Here is a 14,913-nt window from a genome sequence, read left to right on the forward strand (position 1 = left end):
ACGGGTAGTTGATGCCGTCTCTGGCTCTTGCCGCCACTTTGTTGTCCGGCAAACTCCTATGCGTTCGCCTCTACGAGACCGAGGCCCGAGATAGCAACCTCTGCGCTCGATCCGTATCCACCTCGAGATCACTCCATGATCCTGTGAGTTCTTCCTCTCTACACCGCCTTCGTCAGCTCGCCATACGGATCCAGCACGAACTTCGTTGCAGCACCTTGATTGAAACTCTCATATCCTTGTGCAGCATCTTCGAGCGAAATGATCCTGGAGTTGACAATATCTGCAATCGGCAGCCTGTCCTGCAGGATCGCCCGCTTGAGCTGGCGATTGTATTTCAACACCGGCGTCTGTCCCGTATGAAAGGATAGTACCTTTGCCCTGCCGAGACCGAAGCGCAGAGACAGACCGCCCTGTTTCGCGGCACTGTCTACGGCACCGGGACCTTCCGTTACATACAGCCGGGGAATACCGATCGAACCGGCGGCTCGTATCGTCTCCATCATTTGATTGAGCATGATCACCGGCCGCTCGCGGCTGAATGACCAGGCGCCTCGAAGCCGACTGCATCGATCGCACTATCCACCTTATGGGTGCCGATGACTTCAGCGATCATATCGCCCAGACGATCGCTCCTGGAAAGATCGATGGTTCGAAGCCAACCTTGCATGTGCAGGGCGATCCTTGTCGAGCCTGACCGACGCTGTCCGCGCCGGTCAGGTCCAGAAATTATCAGGCCGCCCGCTTCAACGCATCGCCAAGCATGGAGACGATCGTTTCGATCTCTGCGCGCTCGATGATGAGCGGCGGAGAAAGAGCGATAATATCGCCGGTTACGCGGATCAACAGGCCCTTCTGGAAGCAATCGACGAAGACGTCGTAGGCCCGCGTGCCCGGGGCGCCATCACGCGGCGCGAGTTCTACGGCGCCGACTAGGCCGAGATTGCGGATATCGACTACATGCGGCAGGCCCCTCAGTGAATGCAGCGCATTCTGCCAGTCCTCGGCCAGTTCGGCTGCACGCGTCAGCAGGCCTTCCTCCTCGTAGATTTCCATGGTCGCAAGCCCGGCGGCGCAGGCGACCGGATGGCCGGAATAGGTATAGCCGTGGAAGAGCTCGATCTGGTTTTCCGGGCCGGTCATCAGGCCATCATAGATCTTGCGGCTGGCAAAAACGGCGCCCATCGGTATCGTGCCGTTGGTGATGCCTTTTGCCGTCGTGACAAGATCGGGAACAACGCCGAAATATTCGGTTGCAAACGGGGTGCCCAAGCGGCCGAAGCCGGTGATCACTTCATCGAAAATCAGCAGGATGCCATATTTGTCGGCGATGGCGCGCAGCCGCTCCAGATAGCCCTTCGGCGGCAGAACGACGCCGGCAGAACCGGACATCGGCTCGACAATGACAGCGGCGATCATTTCAGCCCCGTGCAACGCGACCAGCCGTTCGAGGTCTTCCGCAAGCTCGATGCCATGGGCCGGCAGGCCCTTGCTGAAGGCATTGCGCTCGATATCGAGAGTGTGACGCATATGATCGGCAGGGATCTGCGGGAAGACGCGGCGGTTGTTGACGAGGCCGCCGACGGAAATTCCACCGAAGCCGACGCCGTGATAGCCCTTTTCGCGGCCGATGATGCGGGTGCGCGTGCCCTGGCCGATAGCGCGCTGATAAGCGATGGCGATCTTCAGCGCGGTGTCGACCGACTCGGATCCGGAGCCTGTGAAGAAGACGCGGTCGAGCCCGGCCTCCGGACCGCCCGGCGCATGCGCAGCGAGCTTTGCCGCGAAGTCGAAGGCGATCGGGTGGCCCATCTGGAAGGTCGGCGCATAGTCCATGGTGGAGAGCTGGCGCTCGACCGCCTGTGCGATCTTCCTGCGGCCATGGCCGGCATTGACGCACCAGAGGCCTGCCGTCCCATCAAGCACCTTCTTGCCGTCGACATCGGTGTAATACATGCCGTCGGCGGCTGCGAGCAGGCGCGGAGCCGCCTTGAACTGCCGGTTTGCCGTGAACGGCATCCAGAAATTTTCGAGAACAGGGGTGTTGGAATGCGTGATCTTGTCCATGGTCGCCTCCATTGCGTTATCCCTGACATCAGCGATTTTCCTGTTTCGAACAAGACCTTTTCTTGCTGAATTTAACCCATTGATTTTGCTTATATCACATGAGATGTTTTCGATATTTCGAACATCTGAAACCCGAGACCGTCATGTCCGTCGATATCGGCAATCGCCTGCGTCATCTGCGCCTTGCGCACAATCTTTCTCAACGCGAACTCGCCAAGCGCGCGGGCGTTACCAATTCGACGGTCTCGCTGATCGAATCCAATTCGGCTAATCCATCCGTCGGTGCGCTGAAACGCATCCTCGACGGCATCCCGATCGGCCTTGCCGAATTCTTCGCCTTCGAACCGGAAGCACCGAAAAAGGCTTTCTACGCGGCTGAGGAGTTGGTCGAAATCGGCAAAGGCCCGATTTCCTATCGGCAGATCGGCGAAAACCTCTTCGGCCGCAGCCTTCAGATCTTGAAGGAGTGCTATCAGCCGGGCGCCGATACCGGCAAGGTACCACTGGTGCACGAGGGAGAGGAAGGCGGCATCGTGCTCACCGGCCGCCTGGAGGTGACAGTGGATGACGAACGCCGCATTCTCGGCCCGGGCGATGCCTACTATTTCGAAAGTCGCCGCCCGCATCGCTTCCGCTGTGTCGGGCCATATCCCTGTGAAGTCATCAGCGCCTGCACGCCGCCAAGCTTCTAGTGGACGGGTAGGCCGGATGGCCTGGCTTACGATCGGCATCGATCACGACGTCGGCTACGAACGCCCGCACCCTGTTCTTGTCCGCAGTACCGATCGTCCTGATGAGATTGGCGATATCCAGGCGATCTGGATGGAGGAAGACAACATCGGCAGCCGAGGCCACGGATGGGTTCTCACCATGACGATACGCTGTCGCGACCACGGGCGGTCCCTGCGGCGGGCGCGGCGTGATCGACGGACCGAGAACTTGAAAGCCACTGCCCTTGAAATTGATGTAATGCAGCTTCGAGCCATCCAGAAAGCGCTGACTTTCCTTATCTCGAATGACCGCTCCATCTTCCCAGCTGTCCCATAACCCCCGCACGACATCGACGACATCAAGCGCGTCCTGACGCAAGGCGGCGCTTTCCGCTGCAGGAAAGCCATTGAGGGCGCCAATAGCTTGCCGGGCATGCACGGCTCTCGATCCATCATAATGCTGAACCAGAAAACCCGCCCTGCCCTCGCTTACGAAATCCAGCGTCGCGATGGCGGTCGAGACATGAAACGGCTCGAGGAAATTGACCGCTGCGCCGGGGATGATTCCGATATTGCTGCTGCTCGCGGCAAGCCAGTTTGCAAGCAGCACGGCATCCAGCCGTCGCCGTCAGGACGGGCAAAGCCGTCTTCCAGCGTCACAAAATCGACCACCGTGTCGAAACGCGCAACAAGCGCCCGCCAGAATTTCTTCTGAGCGTCGCGCGAATTGCGGTTTGCGCGGCAATATCTAATCCGATGCCGACCCTGAGACCATTTGGATGCGTCATGTGAAGTCCCGTTTCGCGATATTGTGGAACTCGAAGGCAGATCCGATTTCTTGTCAGGATCTGCCGATAGCCATCGGAGACGTCATGCCCGTCACGCAGCGGAGGTTTCGTGAGCCGCCAGGCGGGCGATAATCTGCTGCTCCTGCCCGGCCTTCAGCGCAGTCACGCGCGCCGTAGCCTCCTCAAAGGAGGCGGCAGGCGGATAGATCGGTGTCAGACCGGGTGCTCCCGCCTTTTTACCGATATGCTTTTCGAACGGCAGAGAGCGATAGAGGCTCGGGTCGACGGTCGGGTCGAAAAGAGGGCGATAGCCGAGCGACAGATAGAAGGCCACGGCCTCCGGTTGGCGAAAGCCGGTGCTAAGGTAGGCCCTGTTATAGCCGAGTTGCCCGGCACTCTCCTCGAGCGCGATCATGATGCGGCGTGCCAGTCCCTGACGCCGGAGATCCGGATGCGCCCATATCCGCTTGAACTCAGCGGTTTCGTCGTCGTGGCTCATGAAGGCGCCGCCGGCAATGGTCTGACCGTCGCGCTGCAGCAGGAGAAAATCGCCAAGCGGCGGGGCGAACAGCGCACTCGGATAACGCATGATTTCCGCGCGCGCGCCGCCCGGGCGGCTGACGGCGCCATATCTGCTATCATACTCGCTGGCAAGACCATCGATCAGCGGTTCCGCCGCCGGGTCCAGCAATGACGACCGGACTATGATATCGTTCATGCATATGCCTCCAAACAATGTTCTGAAGGCTGCCCGGGAACGGTCGTGAGGATCGCCGATCTTGCCGACCACTCTGCAAACTCCGCTCAGCGCTTCGTAGGCAAAGCATGCATGATCGATGGTGCGCTTCGCACGGCACGATCTTTTATTGTGCGGTCGATGATTGAAACATCGTTGCCCAATTCTTTTGTCTATTAAAATTATAGATTATATCATCAAATTTACGCAACCAAAGGGCCGCACAAGCGCACCAGCTCACCGCCCTGTTTCGCGGCATACAAGAGAACATCGGGAGATCGAGCCACAGACGCCTGGATATTCGCGACCCGTTTATTCGCACCAAACCTAGTCAGCAGAAGATTGCTCCGCACCTCGAAAATGAAGTAACCGATGAAGAATAGCGATGCCCAGGAACGTAGGCATATTCGCTCTGGATGAAATGGAGTTAGTGGCTCTCGCGCGGAACCTTGGCGCCGCGTCCGCCGACCAGGAAATCGAGATCGGCGCCGGTATTGGCCTGCATGACCGTTCGAATGTAAAGGCCTTGGTATCCTGAGGTCATTTCCGGCACCGGTTCCTTCCAGGCCGCGCGCCGCCGGGCAAGCTCATGGTCCGGAACGTCGAGAACCAATGTGCGGGCCTCGACGTCGAGTGCGATGAAATCCCCTTGCTCGACGAGTGCCAGCGGACCGCCGGCGGCGGCTTCCGGCGATACATGCAGCACCACGGTTCCGTAGGCCGTGCCGCTCATGCGGCCATCGGAAACGCGCACCATGTCGCGTACGCCTTTCTCCAGCAGTTTGCTTGGCAAAGCCATGTTGCCGACCTCGGCCATGCCGGGATAGCCGCGCGGACCGGCCCCCTTCAGCACGAGAACGGAATTCTCATCGACATCGAGGTTCGGATCGTCGATCCTGGCATGGAAATCCTCGATAGTCTCGAAGACGACGGCGCGGCCGCGATGACGCATCAGATGCGGCGATGCGGCCGATGGTTTGAGCACCGCCCCATCAGGCGCAAGATTGCCCTTGAGGACGGCAATTCCCCCGCTGTCGACGAGCGGATTTGACCGGCTGCGGATGACGTCCGGATTGTGGTTGACGACATCGGCAATATTATCTCCGACGCTCCCCCCCGATACGGTGAGTGCATCGAGATGGAGGAGGTCGGAAATTTCCTTCATCACGGCGGGAATGCCGCCGGCATAACAGAAATCCTCCATGAGGTATTTGCCCGACGGCATGAGGTCGACGATCGTCGGCACGTCGCGCCCGAGCCTGTCCCAATCCTCCAGCGACAGGTCGACGCCGATGCGCCCGGCGATGGCGAGCAGATGAACGACGGCATTGGTCGATCCGCCGATCGCGCCATTGATCTTGATGGCATTCTCGAACGCCTGCCTCGTGAGAACCTTCGAAAGCCGTATGTCTTCCTTGACCATCGCGACGGCGCGGCGCCCGGTCATCCGGGCAAGCCGCGCCCGTCGAGCATCGACGGCAGGCCATGCAGCATTGGTCGGCAGGGCAACGCCGAGGGATTCGACCATCGACGCCATGGTCGAGGCCGTTCCCATTGTCATGCAGTGGCCGGGCGAGCGTGACATGGCACTTTCCGCATGCATGAACTCCTGCCGGCTCATGGTGCCTGCCCTTACTTCCTCGGAGAATTTCCAGACATCCGTGCCTGAGCCGATCGACTTGCCGCGAAAATTACCGTTCAACATCGGCCCGCCTGAAATGACGATCGTCGGCAGATCGCAGCTTGCCGCACCCATCAGCAGCGATGGCGTGGTCTTGTCGCAGCCGGCCATCAGGATGACGCCGTCCATGGGATTGCCGCGGATCGCCTCTTCGACATCCATGGAAGCGAGATTCCTGAAGAGCATCGCAGTCGGCCGCAGATTGGACTCGCCGCAGGAGAAGACCGGAAATTCAAGCGGCAATCCGCCGGCTTCCAGGACGCCAGCCTTGATATGCGTGACCAGTTCGCGGAAATGCGCGTTGCACGGCGTAAATTCCGAAAACGTATTGCAGATGCCGATGACGGGGCGGCCGTCGAACACATCATCGGGCAGGCCACCATTCTTCATCCACGAGCGATGGATGAAGCCATCCTTGTCCACTCCGCCGAACCACGCCTGCGACCGCCGCTTTGGATCCTTGGTCATGATGGCCTCTTTTGTATTATAATTTATTTTTTTGTTATATAAATAAGCCATGGCGGTCAAGCGCGGTAGCGCTTGTGACCACAGGCTGAAGACGCTAGACATGTCTCGATTTTTGGGAAAGGCAGATGGCCGGGATGACTTCGGACGCCGATGATGCAAGCCTCGGCACCAACAAGAGATACCACGACGCGATCGTGCATGCGCTGGGTGAGCGGATCGTCGGTGGCGCGCTTGCGGCCGGAGCCTCCATCGGAACGGAACAGGAGCTCTGCGATCATTTCGGGACATCGCGTACCGTCATCCGGGAAGCCATCAAGATCCTGTCGGCCAAGGGCCTTCTCGAAAGCCGCCCGAGAAGCGGCACCAGAGTGACCGATCACTCGGAATGGCTGCTGCTTGACCCGCAGGTCCTCGCATGGAGGCTCGGCGCGGAAAACGGCAGCGAGAGGGCACGTATCGATCTCTATGAACTCAGGCAATCCTTCGAGCCGGCCGCGGCGGAGCTTGCCGCCGCGCGCGCGACGCCGCAGACGCTGCAGAAAATGAAACATGCCTTGCTCGGCATGACCCTCGCGTCGACCGCGGACGAAAAGATCGAGCACGATCTCGCATTTCACACCGCCATTTTGGCAGCGACCGGCAATGCCTTCTATCTGGCATTGGGGTCGCTGATCTCAGTGGGGCTGAAGCATGTGTTCAAGGCGGGGCTGCAACGGACTGCAAAGGAGGACGAACGCTGGATACGCCGTCACCAGAATGTCTATGAAGCCATTGCCGGCGCCGATGGTCCGGGCGCTGCCGAGCAGATGAAGAACCTCCTGCGCGAGGCGCTGGAGGTCCAGAAGCTGGAATTGCCGCAATCCGAAAATTAGAAGCAGATCGGTTTCAGAAAGATCCGAGCCTCTTAGCATGCAAGGCGACAAGTTCCTCGCCGAACGGTGTCGGACGCATGGCAGGCGCGCGATCGCGAACCGTGAGCCCCGCCCGCTCGGCAAACAGCCGCTTGCCGTAGCACATCAGGTGCTCGATCCCCTGCATGACGGCAACGGCGGATGGGAGCATGGCACGATAGATTTCCTCGGCACGGACCTCATTCCCAGCGCGAAAGGCGGTGTATGCGTCGACCGCATAGTCGATGAGATCGGGAGCGAGAATGTAGCCGGCACAGCCTGCCCGCAGCCCGTCAAGCAATTCCAGGCCACCTCGACCGTTGAAAACAGGCACGTCCTCGCCGATCGCCTTCATCAACGCCTTGATCTCGATGGCCGAGCCCTCCGCCTTCAACACCTTTACATTGGGATGGGCAGCGCGCAATGCCGCGAGATCCGGTCCCGTCAGGCCGCGTCCGAGAAAGGCAGGGGCATTCTGGATCGCCACCGGCAGGTTCGTCGCATCCGCGACGCGGCCGAAGAAGCCAATATATTCGCCCGCGCCGAAAGTGCCGACCGGTGGCGGCTGGAGGATCACCCAGTCAGCGCCAACGGCTTCGGCGTGCCGCACCTGCTCGACCTGCTCGGCAACCGAAGTGCCGAAGATGGTGAAGGCGAGCGGCAGGCGGCCGGCATTGTCCTCGGCAAGCCATTCCATCACGGTCCGGCGCTCGGCGGCCGTCAATTTGAAGACCTCCGTAGCAAGGCCGAGCGCGGCAAGCCCATGCACGCCTGCCGCCACGCAAATCTCGGTCTGCCGCTTCATCGCCGACCTGTCGAGCTTTTCCTCCTTATCGAAGAGCGCGTAGAGGATCGCATGAATACCGTGCAGTTTCTCAGGTTCGAACGCCATCTCGTTTCGCCTTATTGTTTAGAAAGCCGAAGGGCCGGCGCACCTTTGCGGACGATTGCGATGCCGAGGAGGCCACCCGCGATCAACGCGGCAGCCACCAGCGTCAGCGCCACATCATAGCTTCCTGTCGAATCCTTGATCCAGCCGGTCACCGGCGGCAGGGCGAGGCCTGCGACATTCGCCAGCGCATTGATGAGCGCGATCGATACGGCCGCCGCAATCCCCGAGACGAACTCGGTGGTGACAGCCCAGAAGATCGGAATAACCGCCCAGTTGAGTGCCACCGAAAGGACGAGCAGCAAGTAGGACAGCCGTGGATCGCCGGCATGGGTCGCACCGAGAAGGCAGACACCGGCCAGGGCGAGCGGAAGCCCGAGATGAAACGCGCGCTCGCCGGTTCGATCGGAATGCCTGCCATTGAAGAACATGAAGGTACAGGCAGCCAGAAACGGCACCGCCGAAAGCAGGCTTACCGCCAGATTGCCGCCGCCGGACAGGCTCTTGACGATCAGCGGCATGAAAAGCGTGATGCCGATCGTCCCGAAGGCCTGAAGCAGCCAAAAGACGGCAAGCATCCAGACGCGAGTGTTGGAAAAGGCGGCACTCCAGGATGCATGATGCGGGACAGGCGCCTTCTCCTCCTCGGCGGCGATGGTTCGCTCGAGGCCATCCTGCTGCTTGGTCGTGAGCCAGGCCGCGTCTCGCGGGCGATCGGGCAGGAACTTCAACACGACGAAGCCCAACAGGATGGCGGGAATGCCTTCGATCAGAAACACCCAGCGCCATCCCGATAGGCCGAGAATACCGTGCGCATTGAGCAGCAGGCCGGAGAGCGGCAAGCCGATGACCGATGCGAGCGCTGCGCCGATATAGAAGAAGGACATGGCGTTCGCCCTGTCGCGCGACGGATACCATTTCGCGAGATAGTAGATGATGCCCGGCGTGAAGCCGGCCTCGGCCGCCCCGAGAAGGAGGCGCATTCCATAGAGCTGATAGGCGCTGGAAATGAATGCCATGCCGGCAGCAATGATGCCCCAGCTGATCATGATGCGGGCAATCCAGCGGCGTGCGCCGAACCGGGCCAGCAGCATATTGCTCGGTATTTCGAAGACGATATAGGTCGCGAAGAATATGCCGGCCGCCAGCCCGTACATCTGGCTCGTCAGGCCCAGCTCCTCGTTCATTCCGAGCGCGGCGACGGAGATATTCGACCGGTCGATGTAAGCGACGAGATAAAGCAGCATCAGGAACGGCAAGATGCGCAGATTGATGCGCCGGACCGCCTCTGCATTGGTATCGAAATTCATTTCCCCCTCCACGACACTCATCGGCACCTTACAAACATCATACCTTTAACATATGATGTTTGTGGTGCAACAAGCTATTTGCTTTTGTCACCGCATTCTGGTTGGTCTCGTTGGCGATGGAGGCGAAGGACCGACGCATGACGAAGACAAAGCCGAACAGGACGACAGCCCTCGTGGAGGCACTCGGCATCCGCATCGCGTCCGGACAGATCCTCCCCGGCGCCTATCTTCCCTCGGAAGGCGAACTGGAGCAGGAATTCGGCGTCAGTCGCACGGTCGTACGTGAAGCGGCGAAGATATTGTCGGCCAAGGGTCTCGTGACCGTCAGGCAGCGCACGGGCACGCGAGTAGAACCGCGAGAGCGATGGCAATGGCTCGATGGGGAATTGATCGCATGGCTGTCGCGCGGACGGATCTCGCACGATGAGCTTATGGCTTTTGCCGAAGCCCGCCAGATCATCGAGCCCGGAGCCGCCGCACTGGCGGCATTGCGGGCAACCGACCTGGAACGTCAGGCGATCCTCGACATCCATCGCCGCATGGAACGGGACCAGAAGGACCCGATCGCAGCCGTCGCCGCCGACAAGGCCTTTCACATGTCGATCCTTGCAGCAACGCATAATCCGGTGCTGCAAAGCCTGCGCCAGGCGATCGAATCCATTCTCGATGCCGTTTTCCCGCATACGGTCGGTGCATTTGCGGCCAATCTCGAAAACCACGCCGCAGTTGCCGAGGCAATCGCCGCAGGCGACAGTATCGCCGCCAGACACGCGATGGAGGCTGTTCTCGACCAGACGTCAAGCTTCCTTGGGCACGCGCGGGAGCGGGCGGCATCATAGCCATCAAGATTTGCTCGCCAAAGCGAGGACTGTGAGGACATGGATGACGGGGGAAGGACCGGACCGCGAAAGGGGGTTCGCCCCTCGTAAACGGAACGCTCTCACGGCCGGCCCCATATTTCCTGCAGGCTAGGCCCGCAAGAGGCGGCGCTTTTGCGCGCCCATTGCGGCAATATATTGTCTAACGCTAAAAAATGGAGACCAGACAAAATCGGGCGATATCGGTTCCCATTATCACCTCGTGCGTAGATAGTGGCCTCGGGCGCCGCCCCTCGATATCCCTCACTCGGCAAGAGCCCTCATATGATGACCGCAAGATCGATCCATCGCTCCTCCATCGAGACAGCACGCCTCCGCCTGCGTCCGACATCGGCCGCCGATACCAAACGCGCATCCGAAATTCAGAGCGATTGGGCTGTGACGCGCATGCTGAGCAACGCCTCATACCCGCCGAACGAAAACGATATCAGAGATTGGTTTTCCAGTCATGAGCGCGAATGGGCCGAAGGCTCCGCCTATCGCTTCGCCATCGAACAAGCCGAAAGAATGATCGGTGTCGCCGATGTCGATGGCATTGCTGACAGCAAGGGCAGCCTTGGCTATTGGCTGGAAAGGCAAGCCTGGGGAAAGGGCTATGCCTTCGAGGCGGCGCAGGCACTGATCGGCTTCATCTTCCACGAAGTCGGTCTCTTCAGCCTCGAATCCGGTCACGCATCCGACAACCCGGCCTCTGGACGGGTGCTGACCAAACTTGGCTTCCGCCAAGTCGGCAGCAGGGAGCTTTTCTCGCGGGCGCGCAGCGAAACCATCGTTCAATGTTGCTATGTGCTCGAGCGACAAATGCCGTGAACCCACAGCGCGGTGCTAAGCCGCAGCGTCCTTAGAGCTCGATTTCGTAGACCCGCTCATGCGTCGCGACGAAACCCTTGCCTTCCGGCGTCACCCAGCCACGAAACATTCCCGGCGTATTGTAGGGCGCGACGGCAATACCCTGAGCATCTATAGCCACCAGCCCGGCGCCGATCTGATGCGGCGCCAGATCGTGGTTGATCAACCCCTCGGTCGCGGTCGCGATATCCTGCTTCAGATAGGCCATGCGGGAGGCAATCTCGTGTCCAACCACATAGCGGATGAAGAACTCGCCCTTACCCGTTCCAGACACCGCGCAGACGCCGTCGCGTGCATAGGTGCCCGCACCGATGACTGGGCTGTCGCCCACGCGCCCGTCAGGCTTGTTGTTGTAGCCGCCCGTCGAGGTGGCGGCGGCAAGATGGCCGGCGGCATCGAGCGCCACCGCCCCGACCGTACCATGCTTTTCGTTCTCGGTTCCTTCGGTGCCGTCAGCGGCATGGCGCTTCATCGCCTCCAGCGCCTCGACCCGCTTCAGTGTGGTAAAATAGGATTGCGGCTCGATCTGCAGCCCCTTGGCTTCGGCAAAACGATCGGCAGCCGGGCCGGTCAGATAGACGGCACGGCCGTCTTCCATCAATGTGCGGGCAGCCTTGATCGGGTTGCGGATCGCGCGAGAGGCACTGATGGCGCCCGCCTCCAGCGTCGTCCCATCCATGATCGAGGCATCGAGCTCGTGCACGCCGTTTTCGTTGAGCGCTGCGCCATGGCCAGCGTTGAAATGCTGGCTGTCTTCCATGACCACGACGGCGGCCTCGACGGCATCGACCGCACTGTCACCGGCCTGCAGCCGTGTATAGCCTGCACGCAAAGCGGCAGCCAGGTCGCGGCGCGCGCCCTCCCATTCCTCTGGCGTCATGCTGCCTTCGGGCATGACACCGCAGCCACCATGAATTGCCAGCGCAATCTTCGTCATTTTCCACTCCGATCCGGCGCCGGTGCAATCTCTATGCCCAACACCGCTCTCCTCACCAACGCCCGATCAGCCTGATCGGGACGTCATTTCAGTTGAAGGCGATATCGCCGATGACCCTTACTCTTACGCGGCGCGCTCCGCCGGGAAGATAGGCGATCGGAATATCCTCGACTTCGAGCGTCTTCACGCTTTCCTGGCTCGCACCGGAAGCAACGGCTGCATCCTGCGCCTCCGCTTCTGCCTTGGCGATGGCTTCGTCGCGGCTCAACCCCGAAAACACCTGGTCGACTTCGCCCGACACCTGCGCCATCGCGGCGCCGAGCGCATTGGCAACGCCTGCATTTTCGACACGAAGAACTTCGGAAGCTCCCGCGATCTTTTCCGGGATCAGGAAGGCGCCGCCGCCGACGGCGATCAGCGGTACGTCCTCTGCCGACGTCTTCATCTGGTCGAAGCTGTCCGTCACCATATCGCGGATTCGTTCAAGGCTTGCCTTAACGAAGGCCGGATCGAGATCGCGAACGCGATCCCTGTCTCCCATCTCGATCAGACCGGCGGCGACGGCGACGTCCGAGGTGGTCAGGGTGTTCCCGCCAAAGACGCGTGCCTCCGTCAGGATGCGATAGCCGACCGAACGCGGGCCGATCTTGCCAGTTTCCGGATCGATGATCGTTCCGCCGCCAAGGGCGATCGGCAGAAGATCGGGCATGCGGAATAGGGTGCGCACGCCGCCGATGTGGACGATATTGTTGGCCTCGCGCGGAAAGCCGCCGACGAGGCAGCCGATATCCGAAGTGGTACCGCCGACATCGACCACCATGGCGTCGCTCAAGCCGGTCAGGAAGGCGGCACCCCGCATCGAATTCGTCGGACCGGAGGCAAAGCTGTGAACCGGATTGGCGGCCGCGACATCTGCCAGCGCCACCGTACCGTCGTTCTGCGTCAGGTAAAAGGGTGCGGCAACACCTGCTTCGCGCAGCGCGTCCGAAAACGCCTGCACCGTGGTCCTGCCGAGCGACTGCAGCGCCGCATTGAGAAGTGCAACATTCTCGCGCTCGAGCAGACCGATCCGACCGAGAGTATGAGACAGCGTGATCCTCGCATCCGGGATCACCGACCGAACGATCTCAGCCGCCTTGACCTCGCATTCGGTGGTCAGCGGCGAGAAGGTCGCGGATATCGCGATCGACGTGATGCCGGCATCGCGGATCTGCATCGCGGCTTCGCGGATCTCGTCGGGGATCATCGGCACGAGCGGGCTGCCGTCATATTCATGACCGCCATGAACCATGAAGATGAGCGGATCGACTGCCGCGCGCAGGTCGTTTGGCCAATCGCACATCGGCGGCAGGGAAGCGCCGGTCGGGAGTGCAATGCGGATCGCAGCCACCCTTTCCAGTCGCGCCCGTTCGACAACCGCGTTGGTAAAGTGCGTGGTGCCGATCATGACGGCATCGATCGGCCGGCTGGACGCGCCGGCATGGCCGGCGACATGGCTCAAGGCCGACTTCACGCCTGACATGACGTCCTGCGTGGTGGGAACCTTGATGGAAGCGATGATCGTCTCACCGTCGATCAGAACGGCATCCGTATTAGTGCCGCCAACGTCAATACCGATGCGTTTCATGCGAATACCGATCTGAATTCAATGTCGTAACCGAAGGCACGAGGACCGACCGCAGCGATCCCGGCAGGCGAGGTCAGGAGTTCGGGTGCCGGAAGAGCCACCACGGTCACGCGCTGGCCGTAACGCACGGATTCCGTGCCGATGGCACTGCCGGAAATCGTGTCGAGCAGGCAAAGGAGATCCGGCGTCATTGCCACCGGCTCGCCATCGCGGAAAGCGACCGCCCATTCATTCTGGAAAGCGAGCTCCATTCGGGAGCCCTTGTCGGTGTCAATGCCCTCGATCACGGTTCGCCCACGAAGGAAGCCGCCTGTGGTTTCGCGCGCCACGTCGATCACCTTGCCGCGAAACAATTGCTTGCCGCCCTCATGATCGAGAACTGCCTTTACCGGATCGTCATGACGGGCACGCGCCTCGATGACGGCGCGGCCAAGCTCTGTAGCCTTCGTTATGGTGTAATGAATGCCCCATTCCTTCACCTCGCGGCCGGTGCGCGGCGCCTTGCAGGTGGCGGCAGTCGAGCCAACCTCCGTGCAGACCTTGCGCGAAATTCGCTCCATCCATTTCCAGGATGCGGCCTTCGTGACGATAACCTCATTCTCGCGTACGTCGACGAGGGAAAGCGGATACATTGGCAGATTGCCAATGGCGAAGGAGGTCATCTGCGCCTCGGGATAGGCGCGTCCCATCGCATCGGCATTGACGACCGGCCGGCCCAGCATCGCGGCGGCGAGAAAAGAGGAGAGCGCATTCGAACCACCGATCTCCACGCTCATGATCGCGCGAAAGGGCTTGCCGAGATAATCCTCCATGACCTCGACGGCGCGCGCCAGATGCACGGGATCGCTGAGACGCTCCTGCCCGACCAGCGGCGCGCCCATCTTCGAGACGACCGCAACCATATCGTCGTCATCGAGCGCCATCGGATCCATCACCTGCACGCGACGCCCCTCGGCATAGAGTCTTCGAAGGTTAAGAGTCGAGATATAGGGATTGCCACCGCCGCCGGTTCCCAGAATCCAGGCTCCCGTTGCGAGCGGCTCGATATTGTCTTCGGAAAATTCCTGAAGCATGTTTCACCTTCGG

Annotated in this window: 13 protein-coding genes and 1 pseudogene; 4 read left to right on the forward strand and 10 right to left on the reverse strand. The window is 60.7% G+C overall.

Features of this window, described 5'->3' with window-relative positions:
• Positions 1-158: 158 nt before the first annotated feature.
• Together GDN47_RS08000 and aptA are read right to left on the reverse strand one after the other, a co-directional pair.
• A pseudogene (locus GDN47_RS08000) lies at positions 159-663 on the reverse strand (MDR/zinc-dependent alcohol dehydrogenase-like family protein); the annotation flags it as partial.
• Positions 664-729: 66 nt separating this feature from the next.
• Positions 730-2,064 (reverse strand): omega-aminotransferase AptA, encoded by a 1,335-nt coding sequence (gene aptA / locus GDN47_RS08005; protein ID WP_113329787.1) that lies wholly within the window; start codon positions 2,062-2,064, stop codon positions 730-732.
• 143 nt (positions 2,065-2,207) lie between these two features.
• Between aptA and GDN47_RS08010 the strand changes: the two genes are divergently transcribed.
• Positions 2,208-2,756 carry a cupin domain-containing protein gene (locus GDN47_RS08010; RefSeq protein ID WP_069610031.1) on the forward strand — a complete coding sequence of 183 codons (549 nt, stop codon included), beginning with the start codon at positions 2,208-2,210 and terminating at the stop codon, positions 2,754-2,756.
• Here the strand turns inward: GDN47_RS08010 and GDN47_RS08015 are convergent.
• The 3 genes from GDN47_RS08015 to GDN47_RS08025 all read right to left on the reverse strand — a co-directional run bounded on the left by GDN47_RS08015 (position 2,728) and on the right by GDN47_RS08025 (position 6,447).
• On the reverse strand, positions 2,728-3,384 hold the full coding sequence (locus GDN47_RS08015) for an LLM class flavin-dependent oxidoreductase (RefSeq protein WP_233789806.1): 657 nt from the start codon (positions 3,382-3,384) through the stop codon (positions 2,728-2,730). The two genes, GDN47_RS08010 and GDN47_RS08015, sit on opposite strands and share 29 nt — an antisense overlap.
• A 269-nt stretch (positions 3,385-3,653) precedes the next feature.
• Entirely contained in the window at positions 3,654-4,280 is a 627-nt protein-coding gene (locus GDN47_RS08020; RefSeq protein WP_113350869.1) for a GNAT family N-acetyltransferase, read from the reverse strand.
• Between the two features lie 445 nt (positions 4,281-4,725).
• On the reverse strand, positions 4,726-6,447 hold the full coding sequence (locus GDN47_RS08025; protein WP_152093006.1) for an IlvD/Edd family dehydratase: 1,722 nt from the start codon (positions 6,445-6,447) through the stop codon (positions 4,726-4,728).
• A gap of 125 nt (positions 6,448-6,572) precedes the next feature.
• Between GDN47_RS08025 and GDN47_RS08030 the strand changes: the two genes are divergently transcribed.
• Entirely contained in the window at positions 6,573-7,319 is a 747-nt protein-coding gene (locus GDN47_RS08030; RefSeq protein WP_113329324.1) for a FadR/GntR family transcriptional regulator, read from the forward strand.
• 13 nt (positions 7,320-7,332) lie between these two features.
• Here the strand turns inward: GDN47_RS08030 and GDN47_RS08035 are convergent, their stop codons facing one another.
• Positions 7,333-8,229, reverse strand: coding sequence for a dihydrodipicolinate synthase family protein (locus tag GDN47_RS08035; protein ID WP_113329325.1), 897 nt, complete (start codon positions 8,227-8,229; stop codon positions 7,333-7,335).
• Positions 8,230-8,240: 11 nt separating this feature from the next.
• Positions 8,241-9,536 (reverse strand): MFS transporter, encoded by a 1,296-nt coding sequence (locus GDN47_RS08040; RefSeq protein WP_152093007.1) that lies wholly within the window; start codon positions 9,534-9,536, stop codon positions 8,241-8,243.
• Positions 9,537-9,673: 137 nt separating this feature from the next.
• Here GDN47_RS08040 and GDN47_RS08045 point away from each other — a divergent pair, with 137 nt between their 5' ends.
• Positions 9,674-10,375 (forward strand): FadR/GntR family transcriptional regulator, encoded by a 702-nt coding sequence (locus tag GDN47_RS08045; RefSeq protein WP_113329327.1) that lies wholly within the window; start codon positions 9,674-9,676, stop codon positions 10,373-10,375.
• Between the two features lie 303 nt (positions 10,376-10,678).
• Positions 10,679-11,224: a GNAT family N-acetyltransferase gene (locus GDN47_RS08050; RefSeq protein WP_152093008.1), complete on the forward strand. Its 546-nt coding sequence runs from the start codon at positions 10,679-10,681 to the stop codon at positions 11,222-11,224.
• A gap of 31 nt (positions 11,225-11,255) precedes the next feature.
• Here the strand turns inward: GDN47_RS08050 and GDN47_RS08055 are convergent, their stop codons facing one another.
• The 3 genes from GDN47_RS08055 to GDN47_RS08065 all read right to left on the reverse strand — a co-directional run bounded on the left by GDN47_RS08055 (position 11,256) and on the right by GDN47_RS08065 (position 14,900).
• A complete protein-coding gene (locus GDN47_RS08055; RefSeq protein WP_113389498.1) occupies positions 11,256-12,200 on the reverse strand; it encodes an isoaspartyl peptidase/L-asparaginase family protein in 945 nt (314 codons plus the stop codon).
• Positions 12,201-12,288: 88 nt separating this feature from the next.
• Positions 12,289-13,827 (reverse strand): hydantoinase/oxoprolinase N-terminal domain-containing protein, encoded by a 1,539-nt coding sequence (locus tag GDN47_RS08060; protein WP_113350864.1) that lies wholly within the window; start codon positions 13,825-13,827, stop codon positions 12,289-12,291.
• On the reverse strand, positions 13,824-14,900 hold the full coding sequence (locus GDN47_RS08065) for an S-methyl thiohydantoin desulfurase family protein (protein WP_113329331.1): 1,077 nt from the start codon (positions 14,898-14,900) through the stop codon (positions 13,824-13,826). Before GDN47_RS08065 ends, GDN47_RS08060 begins: the two co-directional genes overlap by 4 nt.
• Positions 14,901-14,913: the final 13 nt, after the last annotated feature.

Source organism: Martinezella dioscoreae (genome assembly GCF_009176305.1).
GTDB classification, from domain to species: Bacteria; Pseudomonadota; Alphaproteobacteria; order Rhizobiales; family Rhizobiaceae; genus Rhizobium; species Rhizobium dioscoreae.

What these genes read in the sequence shown, in the direction of transcription:
- GDN47_RS08060 (WP_113350864.1), bottom strand. Translation starts at nt 13,827, where the DNA reads ATGAAACGCATCGGTATTGACGTTGGCGGCACTAATACGGATGCCGTT.
- GDN47_RS08010 (WP_069610031.1), top strand. Translation starts at nt 2,208, where the DNA reads ATGTCCGTCGATATCGGCAATCGCCTGCGTCATCTGCGCCTTGCGCAC.
- GDN47_RS08055 (WP_113389498.1), bottom strand. Translation starts at nt 12,200, where the DNA reads ATGACGAAGATTGCGCTGGCAATTCATGGTGGCTGCGGTGTCATGCCC.
- GDN47_RS08045 (WP_113329327.1), top strand. Translation starts at nt 9,674, where the DNA reads ATGACGAAGACAAAGCCGAACAGGACGACAGCCCTCGTGGAGGCACTC.
- GDN47_RS08020 (WP_113350869.1), bottom strand. Translation starts at nt 4,280, where the DNA reads ATGAACGATATCATAGTCCGGTCGTCATTGCTGGACCCGGCGGCGGAA.
- GDN47_RS08030 (WP_113329324.1), top strand. Translation starts at nt 6,573, where the DNA reads ATGGCCGGGATGACTTCGGACGCCGATGATGCAAGCCTCGGCACCAAC.
- GDN47_RS08065 (WP_113329331.1), bottom strand. Translation starts at nt 14,900, where the DNA reads ATGCTTCAGGAATTTTCCGAAGACAATATCGAGCCGCTCGCAACGGGA.
- GDN47_RS08050 (WP_152093008.1), top strand. Translation starts at nt 10,679, where the DNA reads ATGATGACCGCAAGATCGATCCATCGCTCCTCCATCGAGACAGCACGC.
- aptA (WP_113329787.1), bottom strand. Translation starts at nt 2,064, where the DNA reads ATGGACAAGATCACGCATTCCAACACCCCTGTTCTCGAAAATTTCTGG.
- GDN47_RS08040 (WP_152093007.1), bottom strand. Translation starts at nt 9,536, where the DNA reads ATGAATTTCGATACCAATGCAGAGGCGGTCCGGCGCATCAATCTGCGC.
- GDN47_RS08035 (WP_113329325.1), bottom strand. Translation starts at nt 8,229, where the DNA reads ATGGCGTTCGAACCTGAGAAACTGCACGGTATTCATGCGATCCTCTAC.
- GDN47_RS08025 (WP_152093006.1), bottom strand. Translation starts at nt 6,447, where the DNA reads ATGACCAAGGATCCAAAGCGGCGGTCGCAGGCGTGGTTCGGCGGAGTG.